General features: G+C 33.3%; 29 protein-coding genes. 23 read left to right on the top strand and 6 right to left on the bottom strand.

All coding sequences use genetic code 11. The features are described from left to right. Positions 1 to 9: 9 nt before the first annotated feature. From FOT98_RS24670 to FOT98_RS24660, 3 genes are all read left to right on the top strand, one after another. Positions 10 to 753: a metallophosphoesterase family protein gene (locus FOT98_RS24670; RefSeq protein WP_063260339.1), complete on the top strand. Its 744-nt coding sequence runs from the start codon at positions 10 to 12 to the stop codon at positions 751 to 753. A 260-nt stretch (positions 754 to 1013) separates the two neighbouring features. Then, positions 1014 to 1556, top strand: coding sequence for a GrpB family protein (locus FOT98_RS24665; RefSeq protein WP_063260338.1), 543 nt, complete (start codon positions 1014 to 1016; stop codon positions 1554 to 1556). Between the two features lie 276 nt (positions 1557 to 1832). Then, positions 1833 to 2657, top strand: a complete 825-nt coding sequence (locus tag FOT98_RS24660) for a DUF2785 domain-containing protein (protein WP_063260337.1) — start codon at positions 1833 to 1835, stop codon at positions 2655 to 2657. 119 nt (positions 2658 to 2776) lie between these two features. On the opposite strand, the gene FOT98_RS24655 is transcribed toward FOT98_RS24660, so the two are convergent. Further along, positions 2777 to 3649: a hypothetical protein gene (locus FOT98_RS24655; RefSeq protein WP_063260336.1), complete on the bottom strand. Its 873-nt coding sequence runs from the start codon at positions 3647 to 3649 to the stop codon at positions 2777 to 2779. Positions 3650 to 3893: 244 nt separating this feature from the next. Here FOT98_RS24655 and FOT98_RS24650 point away from each other — a divergent pair, with 244 nt between their 5' ends. Further along, entirely contained in the window at positions 3894 to 4208 is a 315-nt protein-coding gene (locus tag FOT98_RS24650; protein ID WP_063260335.1) for a DUF3892 domain-containing protein, read from the top strand. Positions 4209 to 4278: 70 nt separating this feature from the next. Here the strand turns inward: FOT98_RS24650 and FOT98_RS24645 are convergent, their stop codons facing one another. Then, entirely contained in the window at positions 4279 to 4725 is a 447-nt protein-coding gene (locus FOT98_RS24645) for a YaiI/YqxD family protein (RefSeq protein WP_063260334.1), read from the bottom strand. Between the two features lie 81 nt (positions 4726 to 4806). Next, entirely contained in the window at positions 4807 to 6249 is a 1443-nt protein-coding gene (gene pdxR, locus FOT98_RS24640; protein WP_063260333.1) for a MocR-like pyridoxine biosynthesis transcription factor PdxR, read from the bottom strand. Positions 6250 to 6373: 124 nt separating this feature from the next. Here pdxR and FOT98_RS24635 point away from each other — a divergent pair, with 124 nt between their 5' ends. Then, the gene (locus tag FOT98_RS24635) at positions 6374 to 7285 is read left to right on the top strand and encodes a DMT family transporter (RefSeq protein ID WP_063260332.1); all 912 of its coding nucleotides are present in this window, start codon (positions 6374 to 6376) and stop codon (positions 7283 to 7285) included. 18 nt (positions 7286 to 7303) lie between these two features. Here FOT98_RS24635 and FOT98_RS24630 read toward each other — a convergent pair whose 3' ends face one another. Further along, entirely contained in the window at positions 7304 to 7771 is a 468-nt protein-coding gene (locus tag FOT98_RS24630) for an NUDIX hydrolase (protein ID WP_063260331.1), read from the bottom strand. Between the two features lie 96 nt (positions 7772 to 7867). Between FOT98_RS24630 and FOT98_RS24625 the strand changes: the two genes are divergently transcribed. The 10 genes from FOT98_RS24625 to FOT98_RS24580 all read left to right on the top strand — a co-directional run bounded on the left by FOT98_RS24625 (position 7868) and on the right by FOT98_RS24580 (position 16032). Further along, positions 7868 to 8275 carry a DUF3980 domain-containing protein gene (locus tag FOT98_RS24625; protein WP_063260330.1) on the top strand — a complete coding sequence of 136 codons (408 nt, stop codon included), beginning with the start codon at positions 7868 to 7870 and terminating at the stop codon, positions 8273 to 8275. A 17-nt stretch (positions 8276 to 8292) separates the two neighbouring features. Next, positions 8293 to 8763, top strand: a complete 471-nt coding sequence (locus FOT98_RS24620) for a GNAT family N-acetyltransferase (protein ID WP_063260329.1) — start codon at positions 8293 to 8295, stop codon at positions 8761 to 8763. Positions 8764 to 8811: 48 nt separating this feature from the next. Next, positions 8812 to 9702 carry an AraC family transcriptional regulator gene (locus FOT98_RS24615; protein ID WP_063260328.1) on the top strand — a complete coding sequence of 297 codons (891 nt, stop codon included), beginning with the start codon at positions 8812 to 8814 and terminating at the stop codon, positions 9700 to 9702. Positions 9703 to 9726: 24 nt separating this feature from the next. After that, positions 9727 to 10674 (top strand): serine hydrolase domain-containing protein, encoded by a 948-nt coding sequence (locus FOT98_RS24610; protein WP_063260327.1) that lies wholly within the window; start codon positions 9727 to 9729, stop codon positions 10672 to 10674. A 207-nt stretch (positions 10675 to 10881) separates the two neighbouring features. Beyond that, positions 10882 to 11250 (top strand): hypothetical protein, encoded by a 369-nt coding sequence (locus FOT98_RS24605; RefSeq protein ID WP_063260326.1) that lies wholly within the window; start codon positions 10882 to 10884, stop codon positions 11248 to 11250. 65 nt (positions 11251 to 11315) lie between these two features. Continuing rightward, positions 11316 to 12401, top strand: coding sequence for an FtsX-like permease family protein (locus FOT98_RS24600; protein WP_063260325.1), 1086 nt, complete (start codon positions 11316 to 11318; stop codon positions 12399 to 12401). A gap of 2 nt (positions 12402 to 12403) precedes the next feature. Then, on the top strand, positions 12404 to 13669 hold the full coding sequence (locus tag FOT98_RS24595; RefSeq protein WP_220389061.1) for an ABC transporter permease: 1266 nt from the start codon (positions 12404 to 12406) through the stop codon (positions 13667 to 13669). Then, positions 13669 to 14334 carry an ABC transporter ATP-binding protein gene (locus tag FOT98_RS24590; RefSeq protein WP_063260323.1) on the top strand — a complete coding sequence of 222 codons (666 nt, stop codon included), beginning with the start codon at positions 13669 to 13671 and terminating at the stop codon, positions 14332 to 14334. The genes FOT98_RS24595 and FOT98_RS24590 overlap by 1 nt, the downstream gene beginning before the upstream one ends. Before the next feature lie 186 nt (positions 14335 to 14520). Beyond that, a complete protein-coding gene (locus FOT98_RS24585) occupies positions 14521 to 15546 on the top strand; it encodes an SDR family oxidoreductase (RefSeq protein WP_063260322.1) in 1026 nt (341 codons plus the stop codon). Positions 15547 to 15600: 54 nt separating this feature from the next. After that, a complete protein-coding gene (locus tag FOT98_RS24580; RefSeq protein ID WP_063260321.1) occupies positions 15601 to 16032 on the top strand; it encodes an SMI1/KNR4 family protein in 432 nt (143 codons plus the stop codon). A gap of 119 nt (positions 16033 to 16151) precedes the next feature. Here FOT98_RS24580 and FOT98_RS24575 read toward each other — a convergent pair whose 3' ends face one another. Beyond that, positions 16152 to 16292 (bottom strand): hypothetical protein, encoded by a 141-nt coding sequence (locus FOT98_RS24575; RefSeq protein WP_235607917.1) that lies wholly within the window; start codon positions 16290 to 16292, stop codon positions 16152 to 16154. A gap of 195 nt (positions 16293 to 16487) precedes the next feature. Here FOT98_RS24575 and FOT98_RS24570 point away from each other — a divergent pair, with 195 nt between their 5' ends. The 7 genes from FOT98_RS24570 to FOT98_RS24540 all read left to right on the top strand — a co-directional run bounded on the left by FOT98_RS24570 (position 16488) and on the right by FOT98_RS24540 (position 20821). Beyond that, a complete protein-coding gene (locus FOT98_RS24570) occupies positions 16488 to 16877 on the top strand; it encodes a GntR family transcriptional regulator (RefSeq protein WP_001167593.1) in 390 nt (129 codons plus the stop codon). Next, entirely contained in the window at positions 16865 to 17737 is an 873-nt protein-coding gene (locus FOT98_RS24565) for an ABC transporter ATP-binding protein (RefSeq protein ID WP_063260320.1), read from the top strand. The genes FOT98_RS24570 and FOT98_RS24565 overlap by 13 nt, the downstream gene beginning before the upstream one ends. Further along, the gene (locus tag FOT98_RS24560; RefSeq protein WP_063260319.1) at positions 17725 to 18342 is read left to right on the top strand and encodes an ABC-2 transporter permease; all 618 of its coding nucleotides are present in this window, start codon (positions 17725 to 17727) and stop codon (positions 18340 to 18342) included. The genes FOT98_RS24565 and FOT98_RS24560 overlap by 13 nt, the downstream gene beginning before the upstream one ends. Positions 18343 to 18371: 29 nt before the next feature. Continuing rightward, complete coding sequence (locus FOT98_RS24555; protein WP_000202090.1) at positions 18372 to 18665, top strand: YfzA family protein; 294 nt, start codon at positions 18372 to 18374, stop codon at positions 18663 to 18665. 414 nt (positions 18666 to 19079) lie between these two features. Next, the gene (locus FOT98_RS24550) at positions 19080 to 19493 is read left to right on the top strand and encodes an NUDIX hydrolase (protein WP_063260318.1); all 414 of its coding nucleotides are present in this window, start codon (positions 19080 to 19082) and stop codon (positions 19491 to 19493) included. Positions 19494 to 19514: 21 nt separating this feature from the next. Beyond that, positions 19515 to 20162: a hypothetical protein gene (locus tag FOT98_RS24545; protein ID WP_063260317.1), complete on the top strand. Its 648-nt coding sequence runs from the start codon at positions 19515 to 19517 to the stop codon at positions 20160 to 20162. Positions 20163 to 20305: 143 nt separating this feature from the next. After that, positions 20306 to 20821 carry a hypothetical protein gene (locus FOT98_RS24540; RefSeq protein ID WP_063260316.1) on the top strand — a complete coding sequence of 172 codons (516 nt, stop codon included), beginning with the start codon at positions 20306 to 20308 and terminating at the stop codon, positions 20819 to 20821. Positions 20822 to 21086: 265 nt separating this feature from the next. Here the strand turns inward: FOT98_RS24540 and FOT98_RS24535 are convergent, their stop codons facing one another. Further along, positions 21087 to 23030 carry an elongation factor G gene (locus FOT98_RS24535; protein WP_063260315.1) on the bottom strand — a complete coding sequence of 648 codons (1944 nt, stop codon included), beginning with the start codon at positions 23028 to 23030 and terminating at the stop codon, positions 21087 to 21089. Positions 23031 to 23293: 263 nt separating this feature from the next. On the opposite strand from FOT98_RS24535, the gene FOT98_RS24525 reads away from it, so the two are divergent. Further along, positions 23294 to 23722, top strand: a complete 429-nt coding sequence (locus tag FOT98_RS24525) for a MarR family winged helix-turn-helix transcriptional regulator (protein WP_063260314.1) — start codon at positions 23294 to 23296, stop codon at positions 23720 to 23722. The last annotated feature ends 143 nt before the right edge of the window (positions 23723 to 23865 follow it).

Here is a 23865-nt window from a genome sequence, read left to right as displayed (position 1 = left end):
GGGATTCATATGGATAAAATAGCAGTAATTTCAGATATTCACGGTAATATTCCGGCATTAGATTCTGTACTGAAAGATATTAAAGTAAGAGGAATTGAGCGCATTATTTGTCTTGGAGATTTAGTCGGAAAAGGTCCTCATTCTAGCGAAGTGATTGAAATCATTCGTAAAGAATGTGATGGAGTTGTAATGGGGAACTGGGATGATTTTATTACAAAACCGACTGAATTTGAAGCGTTAAAATGGCATCAAAAACAATTATCGGAAGAACAAAATGACTATTTAAGAAGCTTACCATTTTCAATGGAATTTTATATGAGCGGTAAACTAATCCGTATGTTCCACGCTTCACCGAGAAGTTTATATGAAAGAATTCAACCACACGCTTCAAGAGAAGAACGAGTTAGTATGTTTGAAAACAGTGAGCTCACAGAGAATATAGAAGGAGAAAGAAAACCAGATGTCGTTTGCTACGGTGATGTTCACCAAGCGTTCGTTCAAAATTTTAAAGGGAAAACGTTATGTAATGCAGGTAGTGTAGGCAATCCACTTGAAATTACACAAGCTTCCTATTTAATATTCGAAGGAACATACAATGAAAAAGAAGCCGCAAGCTTTTCCATTCAACTCGTACGTGTACCGTATGATATTGAATTAGCCATCAGACTAGCAGAAGAACTCGATATGCCAGAAATAGAGGAATACAAACAAGAGTTACGGACTGCTTTATATCGAGGATTTAAGGGGAAGTAAGCCAATCATAATATATCAACGATTTTTCAAATATATCTATCATAACTTAAAATATATCGGCGATTTTTTCGATATATCGACGATTCGACAAAGGATATCGACTTACCGACAAAAAGTGACATAAACTATTTCTCATAATAATATTATGTAAACCGATTGCGGATGTTGTTTTTCGGAATAGTGATTTTGATGATCCGGTAGTTGTATTTATAGGAATTTAATATGGTTATATAGAAAAATCATGAAAGGAGATGCTTTTGGTGGATAAAAAAGATAATCCGAGCGATTGGCCTGTATGGGCGAATGAGTCAGTAGAGATAGTGAATGCAAATCCTGATTGGCAAGATAAAGGCCGATGTGAAGAACAGCAACTATATGAACTGCTTGCTCCTCACGGTATAAGCAAAGTAATACATATAGGAAGTACATCCATACCTGGTTTACCAGCAAAACCTATCATTGATTTAATGGCTGAAATAGACTCGTTTGATAGAGTACTACATATTTCAGTGGAATTGGCCATGTATAATTGGCATTATGTAAGCCCAGAATTAGATGAAAGACCTTGGAGAAGGTTCTTTGTGAAAGTTAAGAATAATAGGCGTGTAGCGCACCTGCATTTGATGGTTAAAGGAACTGAGCGATGGAAGCAACAACTTTTATTTCGTAACCGCTTACGAGAAAATCCACAATTAGTTTATGAGTATTCAAATCTTAAACAAGATTTAGCTAAAAGATTTAACAAAGATAGAGAAGCATACACAAAAGCTAAAACAGAATTTATTAAGCAAGTTCTAAAATGATTTAATTTTTGATTGTAAGTACGTTTGATTATAAAAGAAAAAACATACTTTATTTTATAAATTAAACTTACATGAAATGCATGTAAACAAAGTGAGAGACTACGATGCTCTAATGTATTTCCTTTTATTTATCATGATAAATTTTATATAATTGAATCAAGTTCATAGAAAGATAGGTACTAAAACGATTCTAAAAATCGACTTGATTTTATGAAAAAAATTAAAGGGAATAAGGCGGAAATATGTTAATAAAGTAAAAAGGGGACAGGGAATATAATGAATGAAGTACTAGAACTAAAAGAAGAACTACTACAAATTAAAAATAATAATTATGCTGTACCAGAAGACGTAGATGCATATCCATATGCGCAGTGGATGCTAGATTATATCGGATCACCTGATGCTGAATTACGTGATGATTTAATTTATAGTACGCTTCACACATGGATTACAAATGATGTATTTAGACAAAAAGAATTACGAGGATTAATGCTACAAGCAATTAGTCCTGATTATTTATTTTATAAAATTGGTGAAAAGGGAACAGACTCTGTTTTTAAACGTGCGTTCTCTGTATTAATCCCGCCACTTATTTTATCTGTTCATGAGAGAGAACCGTTGTTATCTGAAGAGCAACTGTACAGTGTGGCAGAACAAGTACTGGAATATGTATATTTAGAAGAAGATGTAAGAGGCTACATAGAAGGAAAAGGATGGGCACATTCTACAGCGCATGCGGCTGATGCGCTAGATGCTTTAGCACGTACAATACGAAATCGTGAGTTTTCATATGCAATACTAGCTGCTGTTCGTCAGAAGGTTCGATTGAGTGATTACGTATATGTACACTTTGAGGATGAAAGATTAGTAGCGCCAATTATGTCGTTACGTAACCAAAATCTTTTAACTGAAGAAGAGTGGAGCAATTGGCTACATAGCATAGCAACTGTTGAAGACATCCGACATCCGCAGCATGCTATTTTAGTACAAAATATTAGAACTTTCCTAAGAAGTTTTTATTTCAGAGTTTTAGAGACAGAAGGTAGTACAGTCTTTACAGATGATATATTGGAGACTTTGAAGGGTTTGCGTAGGTATTAATAAAGAGGAATTTAAGAAAAGAATAAGATTAAAAAACCGATTATACCTGTAGGCTCCCTACAAAAATAATCGGTTTTTTAGTTGAATTGAATTATTAGACTTAACTACACACGAGCATATTAAATATGTAATTTTGGATTTTCTTCATATAAACTATTCACATACTGTTTTAAATTCTTGATGAATAATAGAATATCTTGACTAGGCATTCTAGCATGTAGAAGATGAAATATATTTCCTTTCCCAATTTCAAATTCATCTGAAGTTAAAGTAATAGGGATATTTCTAAAGATATGCCATGGGAAATATACGTGTACAAAAGTTTCTCTAAAATATATACCTGATTGACAAATTAATACGCCATCAGATCCTTTCCCCATATTCCCAAGAACAGATGTATCTAAAAAAGCGATGATCTGTTCTTCTTTTGGAACGATAAACCGTGCCTCAATTGCTTTTAACTTTTTGTCTGAAATATGAGTGTCTACAAATAATCCGTTATCAGGCTCTAATAATTCATTGTGCGTTTCAAATAAAGAGCAAATTGATTTTATTTCATTAATTTTTATAACTGGATGTATATCATGTTGTTTTGAATTTTGGAATGAATTCGTAAGAGCTATAAGTAATTCTTTAAATAACAGTGGAGGATAATCACTTCCGTTAATATTGAAACTTTTTTGTGCATCAAAAGATAAGAAACCATCTTTATCAATTTCAATTTGTTGTACTTCATTTAATTGTTCCCATTTCAAATTTCCTTGACCTAATAACCAATTTTTCCAGTATAAACCCGAACTCGTAAAGTAAACACCATACTTTCCTGATCCGAATAAATTACAACTTAAAAAAGCAATAATTTGATCTTCCGTTGGGATAGAAAAACGCTTTTGGGCAATTGATAAGAAATCTTTAGGAATTCTAGTAACATAAAATCTAGATTGCTGAAACTCTATACAAATATCAGTTAAACGATTAATATCTATATTCATCTTAACCATTCTCCATTTCAAATTTCGTTTCGATATATTAAATTATAAAGTTGTCAGGAAAATATTAACACTTAAATTTACCTTAAATTAAGAAGATAAGGAACTATAAATAGATTTGTATTAGGTTACAAAGAATGATCTGTATTCTTTATTTGGAGTAGTAAAGTCTTGTTAAGTTAGTAAAAAGGTACATAAATCCACCATCTCCCAACCATACTAATAAAATATGCTGGAGGTGAATGTTATGGACAATAAAGACTTTGAAAAAGTTTATAATGATTACTTACATCAAGGAGAAGAGCAAGCTCAATTTGAAGTTGACCATGAAGTTAATACAGGTGCAGAACAAATAGTTGCCGTTCGTAAAAATGATGATGGGGATTTAATAGCGTTTAAAACAAGTAGCGGAAGAGAGTTAGATTATATGACTGCTCTTAGTGAAGCAAAATCAGGGAAGTTAGCTCATGTGGACGTATTTCATAAGTATGGTAGAGATATTATACGTAGTGAACCGGATGGAATAAAAGAAAATAATTTAGATAATTTACCTTCATTTTAAACGGGTAAACCCCAAGAAGAGAATGTTCATTTTGATATTCTCTTCTTTTCTTCCTCTACAAATAGAAGGTTTATTTCTGAAGTGCAATCATACTTTTAAAGAGCGCTCTAAATTTATCTTTATCTTCTGCTGTAAATGGTTTCGGTCCCTTTGTACGCTTACCGCTTTTTCGAACCATTGCACTTAAATATCGTGTTTGTAATAATTGTTCAATGTTATCATTCGTATACTTATAGCCTTTATGATGTAGTACGATACAGCCTTTTGCTAGAGCGAGCGAAGCAAGACCGTAATCTTGTGTTACGATTAAATCTTCTTTTTTTGCTAACTGCATAATGCGGTAATCTGCAGCATCTGCTCCGGAATCAACATAAATTGTTTCCACACCTTTAGGCTGCTGAGCATTAGAATAATGAGAAAAGCTAGTAACGAGGGTTACAGGGATTTCTGCATTCGTAGCTTCAAAAATAATTACATCTTTTACAGGACAAGCATCTGCATCAACGTAAATTTTCATCTTTATCACTCCTATAAATAGGTTCGTGTTGATAATAATGGTAGATTTTTCTTTTGTCAAACGATAAAGCTTTATGTAAAGTCATTTACTACAAACTAAAATAGCCTCACGTAAGCGAGAAATACCTTCCTCAATTTGATCAATATTCACTTTTCCATAAGATAAACGAATATAACCATCTTTCGCGCCGAAAATACTACCTGGCATAAATGCAATTTCTTGTTTTAAACTTTGCATAATAAGTTGTTTTTCGTTTATCGGTTCTTTTAATTTTCCCCATATGTATATACCGCCGGTCGGGTTTGAAAAAGAGATTTTATCGTGAAGTTGCTCATTTAAGGCGCGAACGATAACGTCTCTTTTTTCTGCTAGTTGTTTTCGTAACGGTACGATATGAGACTGAAAGGGTACTGTTTCGAAAAATTGTTGCATAAGCCACTGCGGGAAAATGCTCATACCTAATTCCATTTGGTGCCTTGCGTCGGATAACCTTTCTACTACAGACTGAGGAGCGACAAGCCAGCCAACTCGTAAACCTGGTGCAATCATTTTTGATAAGGAATGTACATAAATGACTGTCCCATTTTCATCAATTGATTTTAAAGTAGGGCAAGGTTGTTTCTTTTCTAACGTAAGTAAACTGGACGGATCATCTTCCACAATCGCAATTCGTAAATCTGCGCAAAGTGATAACAGTTTTTTTCTACGGTTTGGATGAAGCATGGTACCCGTAGGATTTTGGAAGTTTGGATTTAAAAAGATCATTTTAATACGATGCTTTCTATATAATTCGTGCACATCGTCGGGATTAATGCCATGTTCATCGACAGGTAACGGGAAAATACGAATACCTGCTGATTGGAATAACGGTAAGGAATAACAGTGTGAAGGACTTTCGAAAGCGACCGCATCACCTGGATTTAATAAGCATTGAACGATAAGGTGAAGTGCTTGCTGTGCGCCGGATGTAATCATGATGGATTGTTCAGTCGCTTCAACTTTTAAATATTCCTTCATATATTTTACGACCGCTTGCCTTAGCGGGAGATACCCTTGCGGATGATCGTAACTTAATGAATGCGTTAACGGTTGTTCTCGTAAAATTGTTTGTAGTTGATCATGAGGATAGAGGTTACAACCGAGCTCTCCATTTGCAAAATCAATAATATTTTCATTTTGTTGTACTTCTGCCCGAATATGGCGAAGTAACGGTAAGTTTGGTAAGAAAGTACCACCTTCTACGAAATTTCTCCAGTTCGGTGTTAATGTTGGAGAAACGCCCCACATATGTGTACTTACACGTGTACCTTTACCAGTCGTACTTTCTACAATTCCCATAGCGCGTAGTTCATTATAAGCAGTCGTTACTGTACTACGGTTTACATTTAACTGCGTAGCTAATTTCCGTTCAGAAGGGAGGAAGCTACCAGGTGGAAGTTCTCCGTATGTAATACGTTTTTCAATAAAGTCAACAACTTGCTGATAAATTGGGATTTTACTGTCGTTATCTAGCTTCCATTCCATACAAACACCTCCGCATCTCTTGTATATATTTAGTATAACAAATTGGCTGGGTAAAAAAACAGCCAATTGGACGGTGTTATATCCAGCCAATTTTACTATGCTAAATATGGAAGGGGAGATTCGGATGAAAAGATGGCAAATGGAATGGCTCCTAGTATCAGTTGCATTAGTATGGGGAGCAAATTATACAATAGGAAAGTATGGCGTGGCATATATGTCATCCATTCAATTTAATAGTTTACGATTTTTAGTAGCATCACCGGTATTATTACTTATTACATTTATGATGGAACGCTCATTACGTATTGAAAGAAAAGATTGGTTACGATTAGTAGCAGTCGGTATCGTTGGTACGGCGATGTATCAAACGATGTTTATGCTATCTGTGAAATATACTTCAGCAACGAACGCCTCATTATTAATTGCGATGTCACCTATTTTTACAGGGATATTAGCAGTATTACACAAACAAGAACGTTTTTCGATGAAAGTACAAATTGGTTCAATAGTAGCGTTTATTGGTGCAGCATTCGTTTTATTAACAGGACATACAGGAGGAGCTACTTATGAATATGCGTGGCTTGGAAATGTAATTGGATTAGTCGCAGCGATTGCGTGGGGGTGGTATCCAATTTTAGCGCAACCTCTTATTACAAAATACTCCGCAATGAGAGTCACATCATGGTCTACTTTAATTGGAATTGTACCGCTAGTTATATACTGTTTATTCAACGTAAATACTTTAACGTGGCCAGTAGATACGCCAAGCTGGGGATCGCTTGCATATTCAATCATCTTTGCGACCATCTTCGGGCTAGCAATGTGGTATGTCGGTATTAGTCAAATCGGCTCAACGAAAGTAATGGTTTATATGTATCTCGTACCATTGTTCGCAGTTATCTTTGCAGCTGTAACAATTGGAGAGCAAATTAATATGATGCAACTCGTTGGCGGGCTGATTATATTTATCGGTTTATATGTTGTAAAAAAAGGCGGAATGAAAAAGCCTGCTCTCAATTTGAAAAAAGTAAGTTAGTAGTAAAAAGGATCTCTTTCATATAGAAGGAGATCCTTTTTGTTTTCGTAATAAAAGTGCTTGTTCAACAGCCCATTTTTGATGATCGTGAAGGAGAAGCTCGACAGCAAGTAAAGGAGACATCCATCGTAAAACATGATCCTCCTCACAATTTTCAGTTTGTTTTTGCACCATGTTCGCGATATAAAAGAACCCATCGTTTAAGTAATATGTATCTTCCTTTTCAGCATAAAAATATCGTGCGGCATTACCGATATACTGATCAATTTCAATTGCCCATCCTAATTCCTCTAGTAGTTCACGGTGCACACATTCTTCTTTAGTTTCATTACCTTCGATACCGCCACCAGGTAAAAAGTAACGGTCACCTTTTTGGATAACAGCAATCATTGAAGAAGAGGAATAGAAAATAATCGCATAACAACTAGGCCTTAATACATAATGAACAGTAGATTTTTTCGAGCCAAATGTGAGTTTCGAAATCATAAAACACAACCTTTCTCTATAAAATACATAAAAGGGATATTAAGGTAAATGAAGAATGATATAAGTATAATCTTAATAGATTGGAGTGGTAACAACATGATAAATCGAAAATGTTCAAGATGTAAAGAAATAACGGGTACAATACATGGTGGTAAAAAAATTAAGGAAGAATTTCTATGTGAAGACTGTTTACAAAAAGGAATTGCGAGCGGAGAAATCGAATTATCACAAGTGGAAGAAAAAGAAAGTTCGTATCTTTCTATAAAAATATTAAAAATAATGAGTGTGATTTATTTAATAGCATCTATTTTTATGGCTTTTTCAACCGGTCCATTTATACATAATATAGGATTTGATGAAATCTCCATTTCAGGCCCAGAATTAGGTCTAATAAGTATTGTTATGTTAGGTTCTATATTTCAGTCTGTTCTTGTATTTTGTGGGATTTGGGTATTCATCCTTTTAGTAGAAACAGTCATTAAAATTTACGAAAAAATGAAGTGAGTGAGAGGGAGAAATATATGCGAGTAAGAAACATCCAAGGGGAAGATTATGTAAAGATTCATGCTGTTTTAAATGATTGGTGGGGCGGAAGAGATATGGCTGATATGTTGCCAAAACTGTTCTTCGTTCATTTTCAAGAAACGAGTTTTATCATTGAAGAAGATGGCGAAACGTTAGGTTTCTTATGTGGATTTTTTTCACAAACATATAAAGATGAAGCATACGTTCATTTTATCGGTGTAAATCCGAAGTATAGAAGAAGAGGAATAGCATCGACATTGTATTCTTATTTCTTTGATGTTGCTCGTGCAAATAACCGTAAAGTTGTAAAAGCAATTACGTCACCAACTAATAAAAAGTCGATACAGTTTCATCAAGAAATCGGTTTTCGAATTGATGCCGGGGATGATGAGATAGAGGGTGTATCGGTACATACAAATTATGATGGGAACGGCGGTAGTAGAGTTTTGTTTTTGAAAAATGTGTAAAAGTAGGCTAGCTTAACGTTAGCCTTTTTGTTGTGAGGAGATAAAAGTATGGAGAGTAAACGAAGTAGAAATGAGTACTTACGACGCATTTATAAAGTGCAAGATTATATAGAATCAAACATAGATAATCCACTTTCAATTGAAGAGTTAGCAGATGTAGCAGGATTTTCAAAGTTTCATTTTCATCGGATTTTTAAGGGGATAGTAGACGAGCCATTATCACGGTATGTAAACCGATTGAAATTAGAAAGGGCAACACATTTACTTACATATCGCACAGATATGACGATTACACATATTGCGTATCACTTCGGATTCACAGATTCAGCAGTTTTCTCCCGAACATTTAAAAATTATTACGGAATAAGTCCATCTCAATATCGAAACGACAATAGCAAGAATTGCAAAGACGTAAGCGGAATTTCTCAATACAATGAGTGTAAGAAGGTTCGAGGAAATGTTGAAACTGCATCAGCGGACGATATACACGTCGCATACATAAGACATATCGGTACATATGAAGAGTTAACGATAGCTTTTCCAAAAATGATAGAGAAATTATTTCATTACGTAGCGGAGGAAAACTATCATGTATTTGAGGATACGAAAGTATTAACCATTTACCACGATCATCATGAATTTACTGAGGACAATCATTTAAGAACTAGTTTATGTATAACAATTCCGAATGAGTCCGCAGTTGAAACGAGCGACATTGGAATCATGGTAATACCTTCTGGAAAGTATGCGGTAGGTCATTTTGAAATATTCCAAGATGAATATAAAGGAGCATGGGAATTCTTATATGGTGAGTGGCTTCCAAATAGCGGATATAAACCGAGAGATTCGTATCCTTTTGAAATGTATAATAATGATCCAAAGCAGCATCCGGAAAATAAACATATAGTTGATATATATGTACCTATCGAACCTTTTTAATCATGGGTTAAAGGGGAATGAATAATGAAAACAGCTGAAAAGTTAGATCTAATTATAAAAGAAGAATACAAAAATATTAATGGGATGATAGTAGTACAAAAAGGTAATGTTATTTTTGAAAACTATTATAATGATCACGGTCCAGATGATGCATTTCATATAGCGTCAGTTACAAAAACGATAATCTCTGCGTTAATTGGGATATGTATAGATAAGGGCTATATAAAAAGTGTGGGTCAAAAAGTAATAGAAATTTTCCCAGACTATAATTGTAATTCATCTGAAATAACAGTGCGGCATCTACTTACTATGACAGCTCCATACCCTTATGCAGATTGGCAGGAACCGCTAGAAGAATTATGCACACAAAAGGATTGGATAGAATATACGTTAAATAGAATTGGACAAGGCGGAGAAATTGGGGCTTTTAAATACTCATCTGCAGGAGCGCATGTACTATCAGCAATCATAACGAGCGTAACAGGAAAAAGTGCCCGGGACTTTGCGAATGAGTATTTATTTCGACCACTCGGCATGAGAGAAATTCCAAACTACAATATGAAAGCATTTGGATTCGATGACCTATTCGGAAAAGATGTGAAAGGATGGGTTCACGATCCAAATGGTATTTCAACAGGCGGCTGGGGACTTACGTTAACAGCTAGAGATATGGCTAAGTTTGGACAGCTGTATTTGCATGAAGGTATTTATAATGGAGAACAAATTCTTTCAAAATCATGGGTAAAAGAATCAACAACAATGAACCAAAATCAATATGGTTACTTATGGTGGTTACGAGAAGAAGATGGAATCTTTTCATACTGTGCAATGGGTGATGGTGGGAATGTGATTTGTTGTATTCCAGAGAAGGAATTGGTAGTGGTGATTGCGTCTGAAATTACACCGAATGCAGGGGATAGATGGGAATTTATTGTGAAATATATTCTTCCTTATATACGGTCAAATAAATAATTTTAGTAAAAAGATGGTGTAAATGGGAGTTTCATAACATCTTTTTGTTTTATGACGGAAAGTTCAGGGGAATATAAGAGTTGTGTTAATAAATGTAAATATTAGGTTTTATCGGTGTACGGTTATTTTCTTTATGTATAATAAGGACAAGGCCTAAAAATACTTAAATATTTAAGTGAATATTTTAAAAAGGGAGATTAAGGATATATGAAAAGCTTACTTCAAAAAACTTTAGCTGTTACAGGACTAACTGCTTCTTTATTAGGTATGGTTTCTTCCGTTTCATTTGCTTCGATTAGTTGGGATAATAATGCAACGTGGACAGGAAGCGGAGCAAAAGCTAAGGCAACTGCCTATACTGCGAAAAAGAACGAACCTCATTTTTACAAGATGACTGTAAGAGCTAGCTTTGATGATGGGACTTCTAAAGAGTTAGCATTGTATGATGCTAAAATTTCAGATCGTATAAACGTTAGCATTGCATCCAAAGGACCGGTGACCAGGGGTTATTCGGGTCATGAATGGATAATGGTAGGGGATAGTGCGTACACTTCTAAGGAAATGGTAATTAAATAAATATCAACAAAAACCGTGAAAAAGGATAAATACCTTTTTCACGGTTTTTAAAATGAGGAGGATATATGAATCTAGTATTAAAAGAAATAGTGGTGAATAAAACAATATTCATTATGTTATTTATTGGATTTGTATTGACAATATGGTCAATCCTGATCGCAATGTCGACGCGAGATTATTATGATGAGAAATTTTATGATAGTAAAAATGGTTATTTTAATTATTACTATTCTGTTCAACTTACTAATATGGGGGAAATCAATTTCGAACAATTTCAGACGTTAGTAGAGACTGATTTTAAAAATGCTAGTGTTATTACAAATGATATTCGTATTACTATTCCGGATATCGGCCACGTAATAATGAATGGTCTCCTTAATAAAAATTGGTCTCCACCTTTGCTAAAAGGTTCTCAGATGGGACAAGATGAAAAAAATAGTGTAATAGTGGGGAAGAAAATTTATAAGGATATGGAAACAATAAAATTATTTAATAAGGAATATACAGTTAAAGGCGTAGCTGGAGAAAATACTGGATATGAGTATAATATTAAAATTTACGTCTCTCTAAATGACATGCCAGATGAAGTGAAACAGATGATACAAAAAGATAATACATTCCAAATGATTGTTCGCTCTAACGAAAATCCTATCAAGGAAATAGAAACTTTCATACAGCATATGAAACAGAACAATAAAGATATAAATGCCAAAGTGATTAGTGAAAAAGAGAACTATGAGAAGGAAAAAAAATCAAGTGAAGCCGTAGAAGAGTTACTCAGTTTTCCATATAGGCTTTTATGTATAGCTTTAATTACCAGTATAATAGTAAGTTATTATTGGATTTATACGAAGAAAAAAAGTTTGTCGTTAAGGAAAGCTTTGGGAGCAAGTAATGTAAATCTTTTTATTTTTATATTTAGTCAATTATTTTTATGTGCAATCACTGCATCAGTCTGTGCAATATGCATACAATGGATTTTTAGCATTTTGAGTGAAAATATTATAGAGTTTACAAGTTATAATATTAGTTTACAGTCTACTCATATTGTAATGTGTGTATTTCTTTCATTTACTATAGCTTTCATCCTCTCTGTAATACCATTTGTATATGTGCTTAAAAGTGAACCTGCTAAAGCATTAAAGGAGTAAAAATGATGAGAATAAAAAGTGCGTTCCTAGCATTAAAAAAGAGATTTCTATTTTCCGTACTTCTTCTAATACAGATTACATTTGGATTAGCAACTATAACGAGTTCAATTAATGTATTTTATAATTTACACTATCTAAACGATAAATCCAGCTCGGTATTAAATGTGGATAAAACATATTTAGTTACTTTTGAAATGACGACAGATAGATTACAAAGCAATCAATTTAATAAAGAGAAAATTCAAGCGGTTTATAATACAATTCATCAAAATAAAGATGTGATTTCGTATGGTACATACGAGGAGCGAGTTATTGAAATAGAGTCAAGTAATAGACCATTTCAAAACAGTATGATTACTGATTTGAAACATAAAACGTTTCACGATGAAAGACCTACTATTAAAACAATTTTTGTAGATGAAAATTACTATAAAATGTTACATTTACCTTTAAAACCTGAAGAAAGTTTCTCGCATGATGACTTTCAAAAAAATAGTGAAGAAAAAACAAAAGTTTTAATGGGTTCTTACTTTAAGAAATATTTTCAAGTTGGGGATACAATTAATAATCAATATACAATTACAGGTTTTTTGCCAGAAAATAAATTTATTGTAAATAATAATACGACGAACACATATTTGAAGTTGGATTACGCAATGATAATGCCTATGTCATTTGATAGATTTGAAAAATATGAAGCAATGTTTTTAAGACTACATCAAAGTACAGTTTTATATTTACAAAAAGGTGCAGATGTAAAGAAACTAGAAGAAGAAATTCAACTTAAAGGAAACGGCGGTACGTTTCATTTAAAAAGTTTAGGTGATGAAATAAATGAAGATGTTACTCTTAACGGCTATTCTGAAATACCTCAACTTATAGTAGGAATCTTGTTCATTGTATTTTCGATCGTCGGAATTGTAGTAACGACCATTGTTTCTATCTTGATGAGAAAGCGGGAATTTGGTATAAAAATAGCTTTTGGCGAAAGTAAATTTGGTATGTTTATTCAAATTGTTTTAGAGAACATTATTGTAGCAATAACTGGCTTAGGAATGTCAATAGCTTACTTTTCATGGAGGTATGGGGTTCTATTACAAATGTCGAAAGATTTAAAGGAAGCAACGGTATTAGACTTTAAATTGGATATGCCTATATTGCTTTTAGTATTTCTTTTCTTATTATTGATTATCATTGTCTCAAATGTAATTGTCTTCTTATTTATTAGAAAACTCGAGCCGAAAACATTAATAGGTGGGATGGAATAATGAGTTTAATTGAATTGAAAGACATTAAGAAGGTGTATAGTAACAAGAACCATAGCACGTTCGCGTTAAACGGTATAAACTTAACGATAAATAAGGGCGAAATTATAGCGATAATGGGTCGATCTGGCTCGGGGAAAAGTACGCTATTAAATGTTATAGGGTTAATTGATTTGCCAAATGAGGGTGAATATACGTTAAATGAAAAAACATTAACTGAAATTAGAGCAAATAAAGTTCATAAAACAAGAAATGAAATGATTGGATTTATATTTCAATATTTTGCATTGTTAAAAGAACATACTGTACTAGATAATGTAGCACTACCACTCACATATAGAAAGCTAAAGCAACGAGAAAGAGAAACTAAGGCAAAGTTCTATTTAGAAAAAGTAGGTTTAAAAGAACATATGCATAAAAAAACGGACGAGCTTTCAGGTGGACAACAGCAGCGAGTCGCAATTGCTAGAGCATTAGTAGGCGAACCAGAAATAATTTTGGCTGATGAACCGACAGGGAATTTAGATAGAAAAACAGGAGAAGAAATTATGGATTTACTATTACAACTGAATGAAGAAGGACGAACGATTATTATTGTAACGCATGATATTGAGGTAGCGAATAAGTGTAATAGAATTATTGAGTTAGTTGATGGGGAGATTGTGTAAAGGTAAAGAATGAGCGCTAATAATTACTTATTATTTTAGAAACCGTGATGATTAACTTTTCAAAATGGTTTCTTTTTATTTTATAGAACTAAGATTATAGTGAAAATCTGCATCCACCCGTAACTTTTAAGAGCAAAAAATCGTTTAACAAAAGAAAGGATTTTCAATCACGAATGGGGGAGAACTATGAAGATTCTAATTTTAGGTGGTACACGATTTTTAGGAAGAGCTTTTGTAGAAGAGGCATTAAAAAGAGGGCATGAAGTTACATTATTTAATCGCGGAACGAATAAAGAAATTTTTCCTGAAGTAGAGCAGTTAATCGGTGACAGAAATGATGATGTTTCAAGTTTAATAAATAGAAAATGGGATGCGGTAGTCGACACGTGTGGATTTTCTCCACTTCACATTAGAAATGTTGGAGAAGTCTTACGGGATAATATAAAGCATTATATATTCATTTCAAGTCTTTCCGTATATAAAGATTGGATTCCGCATCATATAAAAGAAGATTATATATTACAACCCGAACCTACGGGTGATCAAATAAAGGCTGTGGAGAATGGTGAAGTTTCTCCTTATGAGTATTACGGTGCGCTGAAAGTATTGTGTGAAAAAGAAGCAGAGAAGTATTGGCCGGGGCGTGTTTTACACGTAAGAGCAGGACTTCTTTCGGGAATGTTTGATTATACAGATCGGCTTCCATACTGGATTGGTCGTGTAGCAAAAGGAGGAGAAGTATTAGTTCCAGGAAGAAAAGACCGTCCAGTGCAGATAGTTGATATAAAAGACGTCGCAAACTGGGGACTAAACATGGCAGAAAACAATAAAGCAGGTACATTCAATGTTACAGGTCCAAGTTATGAATTGACGATGGAAGAGCTATTAAATACTTGTAAAAAGATTACGAATAGTGAGGCTGCATTGGTTTGGGCAAATGAATCGTTTTTGAATGAACATAAGGTGCAGCCTTGGACAGAAATGCCTTTATGGCTTCCAGAAACATTTTCATTAGAAGGTGAGACGAAGCCGTGGAAAGGTGGGTTTTCTATTAGTGTCGAGAATGCTGTTAAAGCGGGACTTACTTTTAGCAGATTAGAAGATACTGTGACGGATGTGTATGAGTGGATGAAGAGTATGGAGGAATGGGAATTAAAAGCAGGGATTTCAGGCGAAAGGGAGAAGGAATTGTTAGAAAAATGGTATCAATAAATTTAGAGGAGCTCTTTGAATATAGTTGATTGCACATAAGGAGGAGAAAAGGTTATGTGGAAAGAAACCATTCATAGTATTTCATCAAACTTAAGCTTAAAAAATCCCGCTATGAAGGAAGAGCTTATTGAAATACAAAAGTGTTTACTTGTGGAATTACCGAATGACTTATCACAGCTATTACAAGAAACAAACGGTATAGCAGGTCAATACGGGGACTTTGTTTGGTCTGCCTCGAAAATAAAAAGAGAAAATATGAATATGAGAAATATAGTTGATTTCAAGGATTTATATATGCCTTTTGACTGTTTATTATTTTTTGCTGATGGCGGAAATGGTGATTTGTTTGGTTATTCCATTTTGAACGGAATCGTGCAAAGAGATGATATATATGTATGGAATCATGAAAATGATAGTAGAACTTGGGTTGCTCCTTCGTTAGAAACGTTTATGAAGTGGTGGGAAAGTGGGAAGATAACAATTTAAACATAGTATCATGAAAAACGCCTTGTTACGAAAGAAACAAGGCGTTTTTGGCAATTAACAAATCTATCAAACTATCGATTCTTCCCCATACATGTCCCATAACTTAGGAAACATCTTTTTTATCCTTCTTCGTCATCTTCATTCCAGTCTAACTTGATATCAACTTTCTCAGATTGTTCTTCTGTTTCAAACTCTTTTTCTTTCACATTACCAGCTGAGCCAATTTCTCCGTAAAACACAACGTAGTCTTTATACCGCATTAGATAGTAGTAAGACCTCCACCTCAAAATCGAGCAAATACGAGGAAGACCCGTATAAATAAGTAGTATGAATTACATTTATTATTAGATTGTGCTTGCGACTGTATTTTGGGAATTTTCTGTTGATTTACAATGTGCGATAGTATATATTGTATATAAAGTATATATACAATATTTTTAAAAAGAGGTATTTGCATGCAAATCGTTATTACGAACACTTCAAAGGAACCTATTTATGAACAAATTGGTGTCCAAATAAAAAAACTTATTTTACTAGGTGATTTAAAGCAAGGAGATGCTCTTCCTTCAATGCGTCAGTTAGCAAAAGATTTAAGAGTAAGTATTATTACAACGAAAAGAGCATATGAAGAACTGGAAAAAGACGGTTTTATTTATTCAATTGTCGGAAGGGGGTCCTTTGTAGCAGAACAAAACATTGAAACTATGAAAGAAAAAAAATTAAAGACAGTTGAAGAAAAGTTGTGTGAAGCGATTCAAAATGCTAAACAAATGGATGTTTCTTTAAATGATCTAAAAGAAATGCTTACAATTTTATACGAGGAGGAAAACTCTTGGAAAACGTAATAGAACTTCAAAATGTCAGTAAATCTTTTAAAGGATTTCAAATTAAAAATTTTTCGATGGAAGTAAAAAAAGGATTTGTTACGGGTTTTATTGGGGGAAATGGATCAGGTAAATCTACAACGATTAAAATGATTATGAATCTAATGAACCCGGATAGTGGAAATGTCTTCTTATTTGGCATGAACTATTCGACTGATGCGAAGCGAATTAAAGAAAGAATTGGTTTCGTTTATGATGATAATGTGTTTTATGATGAACTCACATTAAAGGAAATTACTAAAATTATTGCGCCTGCTTATAAAAAATGGGATTTTAACCAATTTACATATTATAAAGATCTGTTCGAATTACCATTAAATAAAAAAATGAAAACATTCTCCAAAGGAATGAAAATGAAGGCCTCTCTTGCAATTGCCCTTTCACATCATGCTGAACTAATTATTATGGATGAGCCTACTTCCGGACTCGATCCGGTATTTAGAAGAGAATTATTGGATGTTTTACAAAATATTATGCAGGATGGTGAGAAAACAATCTTTTTTTCATCTCATATTACAACGGATTTAGACCGCATTGCCGATTATATTACATTTATTCAAAATGGGAAGCATATTTTTACAAAAGATATTTATGCCATTGCAGAAGATTATATTTTGGTCAAAGGACCACTAGATATGTTAGATTTTGATACTGAACGTGAATTTATATCTGTATGTAAGGCAAATACAGGTTTCGAGGGATTGATTGAAAATGTAAATTCTATCGAAACTTTATTTAATAAAGAAGTGGTGATTGAAAAACCAAGTTTAGAGGATATTATGTATTTCATGAAAAAGGGGGAGTCAAGATGCTTAATTTAATTAAAAAGGATTTGATTTTACAAAAAAACTTTTTACCTGCTTATCTCTTATTTCTAGTTACCTATTTGTGGGCCGGCATGGATGTAGCATATGTCATAATCATTTGTAGTGCCGTTTTTGTAATTAACACATATCAATCTGATGATAAAGATAATGCTAATATTTTAGTAAACTCATTACCATATACTAGGAAGGAAATTATAAGTTCAAAATACGTTGGAACCTTATTTTTTACAATAGTAATCATCCCATTTTGTTTGGTTGGAAAATATTTCATTTTAGACAGCATGGAATTTCAACTTTCCTTAGAAAGTTACATCCTAGGCTTCTTGGCAGTCATGCTGATTACTGCATTTTACATCCCATTTTTTGTTACATTTAAAGTGAAAACACTTGTACCAGTTTTTATATTTTTATCTATTGGAGTTATATATTTAATGCGAAATACTCCATATTTATTAAATAAATATGCTAATGGCGTACTGACCTTTTTAAAAGAGATTTCAAATTTGAAATTATTTCTTATATTTGCTGTCATAGCAGTGGGGTGCTATGGGGTTTCATGGATATTATCTATTCGTATCTATCAGAACAAGGCTCTTTAATAGCAAGTTCTAAAAGGAGGATCATTTAAATGACATCAAAAAAAGGGCGTCCTATTCGAATACGAAATTGGCTGAAAACTCTTGGAGCATTTTTCGTTATGCAACTAATTTTTATCATCCTTGATATGACTTCGTGGATACCGAATTTCAAGGAAGGAGGAGTTGGGGAGCGTCTCGTTAATTCAGAGTTCTTTACGGAATGGTTCGCTCCTTATAAAACAAAGCAATTTAACGTATTAACGCTAGTTATGGCTATTTTATTATTCCTAAATGTATTAACAAGTGCAATAAAAGACGCTTTTTCTAGAAAAAGAATTAATTAGCACATAAGTTGACCTTGCGTTTTTTTATAATGTCTTAACAATATTTAAAAACAACAGGGTAAAGAAAAAAACTCCATTTATTGAAGTTTTACTTTATCTTTTATAATGATTTCTTATAAATTATTTGATTTTTCAGTTTTGTGCATTGGCAATGTTTCCATTCGTCCCCCATAATGCTGCTCTAGTGTGTGCAATGATTGTGACATATGTATTTATACTTGTGATGACAAATGATGCGTATTGTTTTTGGAAAGTTAAAAAATTATTGAATGGAATAGAAAAATTGAGTAATCTTATTTGTACATCACATACATAATAGTTTTATAGTGATTTTTAAATAAAGTATAGGGGGAATGAGGGGGGGATCTTACATTTAAAGTAGAGGAAACATGTTTTAATTACCGAGTCGGAGCAATTTGTAAACATGATAATAAAATTCTTATTCTACAAGGTGACGGTGAAGATTTTTGGTACGTACCAGGCGGAAGAGTGAAAATGCTAGAAAATAGTGAAGATGCGTTAAAACGAGAGCTTGCTGAAGAGTTAGCAGTTCCTATCGAGATAAATAGATTAATATGGTCAGTAGAAAATTTCTTTACACTTTCTGAGAGGAAATTTCATGAAATTAGTTTTTATTATGAAGTAGAGCTTCATGAGTTACCTGCAAATGGGGCAGAGGAATATATTTTGGAAGAAGAAGGTAGAACATATTTCTTTAAGTGGGTGCCGGTAGAAGAGTTAGATACATATAACTTACAGCCAGCGTTTATAAAAGAGAAAGTAAAGGATGTATCAGTTCATACAGCACATATCGTTTTACAAAAGTAAATGTATTAGGAGGGGATAAGGGTGAAGGGGACAAAAAAAGAGATTCATATAGAAGGAAAAGTAATTCCATATACACATATTGAAAAAGATTCAAATAAGATATGCTTTATGTTCTCAGGTTCAGGATATAATTACGATAAACCGTTATTTTATTATGCGACGATGTTAATGCTTGAACATAAAATAGATGTAGTACATATTCATTATTCTTATGACGAACAAGTAATGAATAAATCAATGGAAGAAATAACGAAAGTAATGATGGATGATATTAATCCTATAATGAAGGAAGTATTAAAGGGTAAGCAATATAACGATACTATGTTTTTAGGGAAGTCACTTGGAACAATTCCGATTGCAAATGATTTAATGAAGAGAGAAGAGTTTTTACAGTCAAAAATGATACTACTTACACCTTTACTAACTTTTGATTCTATTTTTGAGGCGATTTTACATAGTCATCATGAAGGGATATTAGTAATTGGAGATAAAGATCACCAATATAATGCAGATCAAATTGATCAGTTGAATAAAACGAATCTAACGATCGATGTTGTTAAAAATGCAAATCATTCTGTAAATGTTGGGGAATATGAAACAGAGAATTCAATTGAGGCGATAGCAAATATAATAGAAAAACTTAAAGAAGTTATTAGTGTTAAGAGATAATAAAGTTGTTTAATTTACAATAAAGTCCTTTGAAAAATAATATAGTTGTTTAATTCTTATTGAACTAACGGTGCAGGATAGTTAAATAAGGATGATATAATTAAGAGGAAATTTACTTTATTTTATAATTTATGAGGTGGAAAATGGACTCTTTAGAATTAAATAAATCTAAATATATTGTCTCTAATATCAAAGAAATTTTGCATAAAAAGCTTATTCTTGATAAACCGTTAACTAAAGATGAGGTGAAAAAATTAAACCTAGTTAATCCCCCTGTATACGAAAATGAAAAGTATCTCATTCAAAAACGGTGGTTTTATAGTATTAATATCGGAGAATGGGAAGATGTGGATATTGTTATTCAGGGGAATAATGAAAATCCCGATGTGGAGATTATCGAAATGGCAGAAAAAACATTCGATGAACTCCATCTACATATAAGCTGTGCATTAAAATATTTACAGAAATTCTTCCCAAATCAAGAAATGAAGAACTACTATCTATCCACAATATGTTTTGGAAAGATGGTTAATTTTGACGATTATATATTTTCTGGGTTTAGTTTAGCTTTTATTTATGATGGTCACTTTGAGTTTCAGTATAAAGTAAAATTTAAAGTCGATGGATGGCCTATTGGTTTTGAAGGTGGGCCACTTTAATAATAATAGATAATTTTTTCTAATTGAACTAACGGGTGCTTTAGTTGAACAAGATTTAAACAACTTTATTATTAATTTTTGTCTACAAGCACATTTAAATGCTTAGAAATTAAACAACTTTAAAGAGCCTTACTACAATGTGATTTGTAGCCAGGCTCTTATATTTTTAAATCAGAATTAAATAACTTTATTATGACTTTACAATTAGGACAAACTAACCTATCAATACATGCAAAAAGAGGTGCAATTTGCACCTCTTTTTTACTTAATAAGCCCTCAAAACATGAAGTAAATAATCCTTACGATTCAGCGGATTATAATCGACACGTTTTCGAGTAGGAAAGGGAGCCTTCAGTTTTGTGTAACCAGTGGGATTCACTGTAAATATACCGTCTCCTTCTGTAAATGAATGGAGTATTCGCTTAAAATTCTCTGTTTTCGCAACAGGTAATGAGCCTGTTAACTGGTAAGAATCATTGTATAATTTAGGCTCGCTAAAAGTTGCTGGAATAGCAGCTAATTTATACATCGCGGTACTAATTGCGTACTCCGGTACATTCAATTCAAACTCGTTTACTGGTTCATATACATATGTTTCAGCTTGAATTAAAGCATCCATTAAAACGAGTGGTGTTAAGTTCCTAAAGTCACTCGCTGTTGTAACAGGACTAGCATAACCTGTATGTGTTAACGTGACGATAATGTCCGTAACTTCCCATCCGTATAAACCTTGTTTTAACGTTTGAAATACAGTATCTTCAATTGCTTTATGAAATGCTAATGGAAGTGATCCCAGTTCAACACCTAACTTATATGTTACGCCAGAATTAAGTTCATCACGTTCGATTTTAAAACCAATTGTTGCGTAAAATGGATTCGCTTTTTCGCCCATTACTTCAACGCTATTCCCTATGCCAATGGGTTTTTCAATACATACGACACGCGTATTTGAGAAAGTAACTTGCAAATTATATTTCTCATAAAGAGTTGTTTCAATTACTTCTTTTTGAACTTCACCGAAAAGGCGAATATATAGTTCATTATGAATATCATCTTTCCACACTTTAATAAGCGGATCTTCTTCACATAGCTCCATAAGTGCAGCGTATAGATCATGAATACGTTCTTTTGGTAATGCTTCAATAGCAGCTTCCATTTGTGGTTCGGCAAAGTGAATATCTTTTATATAATCCGTTCTTTCACCGATAATATCACCAATTTTAATATCACTCAGTCCCCACACTTTGCAAAATTCTCCGCTAGGAACGATAGAAGCTTGAACCGCATTTCCGTTATGAAACATGCATATTTTCTTAATCTTTTCTTTATGAGCTAGAGCATCATCACGCAGTATATGAACATATTTTCTAACGTGTAAACGACCAGAAAAAACTCTTACATATGCAATCTTTTCCCCAGAAGGTTCACGTTCAATTTTAAAAACAACACCGGATAATACTTCATTTTCTGCCGACTTATTAGCGGGAATTAAGTCTGAAATATTTTCGAGCAGTTCAGTTACACCTGTACCTGTCATGGCTGAACCGAAAAAGATAGGGAACACATTTGCTTGCGCTATCTGTTTAATGAGTTCCTCTCTTAATAGTGCGCCCGGTACGATTTCATTATTTACATATGACTCAAGTAATGATTCATTATATGGTGCTAACAGTTCCATACAATTTTCATATGATTTGTATTCAATGATTCGGGCTTCTTTCGTTCCTTCGTTTTCTACAGAGTAGAAAGGGAATGCTTCATTTGAAAGAACCTCTTTTATTTGTTTCATAACTTTTTCAGTATTTGCACCGCTACGATCAATTTTATTAACGAATAAAATAGTCGGTATGTTTAGTTTCTGTAATGTTCGCATTAAAATTTTTGTTTGCGCTTGCACACCTTCAGCAGCAGAAATAACTAAAATTGCACCGTCTAGAACACGAAATGATCGCTCCACTTCAGCGATAAAATCAGCGTGTCCAGGTGTATCAATGACATTTACTTTTATGTCATTGATACAGAAAGAGACGACAGATGCTTTAATCGTAATTCCGCGTTGTCTTTCTAATTCCATTGAGTCAGTTTGCGTATTACCACTATCTACTCGGCCAATTTCTTTAATCACATTCGTTTCATAAAGAATACGCTCAGTCAAACTCGTCTTGCCAGCGTCTACGTGCGCGACAATCCCTATATTTATTGTTGTCATATGTGAATATCCTCATTTCATTTTCCATTTTTAATTCCTCATTTCTATTTGTGTATTGCCGCATTACAATCACTCTCCAGTCATTTAAATTAGTACTATTATAGTGCAATTAACATTATTTGTAACGCGACAAAGCGCCTTAATTTGGAAAAATATAAATGAAAAAAAATGCTTGCATTCTAAATAGATATAGATTATATTAATTGACATATCAACTATTGATACATCAAACGTTTTTATTTTGTGTATAAAGGAGGGATAGTTTGACAAGTTCATGCTCAAAAGAAGCGATTATTTTATATAAATTACACTTTCTAAATAAAGAAGTAAGTTCGAAGTTTGAAGGTTGTACGGGTATGAGCCAGTCCCGATTAGAGCTTATACTTCAGTTATATGAAGTAGGTGAAATTAGTCAAAAAGCACTTCAACAAGAAGTGAATATTGATAATGCTGCGATAACGAGGCATTTAAAGCAGCTTGAGGCAAATGAAATGATTACAAGACGTAAAAATCCAGATGATAATAGAATTACGTTAGTTTCTCTTACTGAAGAGGGACGAAATAAAATTCAGGCGTTTCAAGAGGAAAAAGAACGTTTTGCAGCTTCTGCATTTAAAGGATTAAGTGAGGAAGAACGCGATAATCTTTTAACTATGTTAAATCACATTCAAGAAAATATAAAAGAATTGTAAAAAAGGGTAACTAACTGTTACGATTTATTTAACCAATTATAACGAAAGTTAATTAAATATATCAGTAAGCCCTGCTAGTCAAGTGATTGGCTAGTAGTGAGGGTTAACTGCGGGCAATCCCTAAAGCTGATTGAACTACAACG

Origin of the sequence: Bacillus sp. HY001 (assembly GCF_007558965.1) — a bacterium.
GTDB classification, from domain to species: Bacteria; Bacillota; Bacilli; order Bacillales; family Bacillaceae_G; genus Bacillus_A; species Bacillus_A mobilis.
This window is presented reverse-complemented; position numbering and strand designations above follow the sequence as displayed.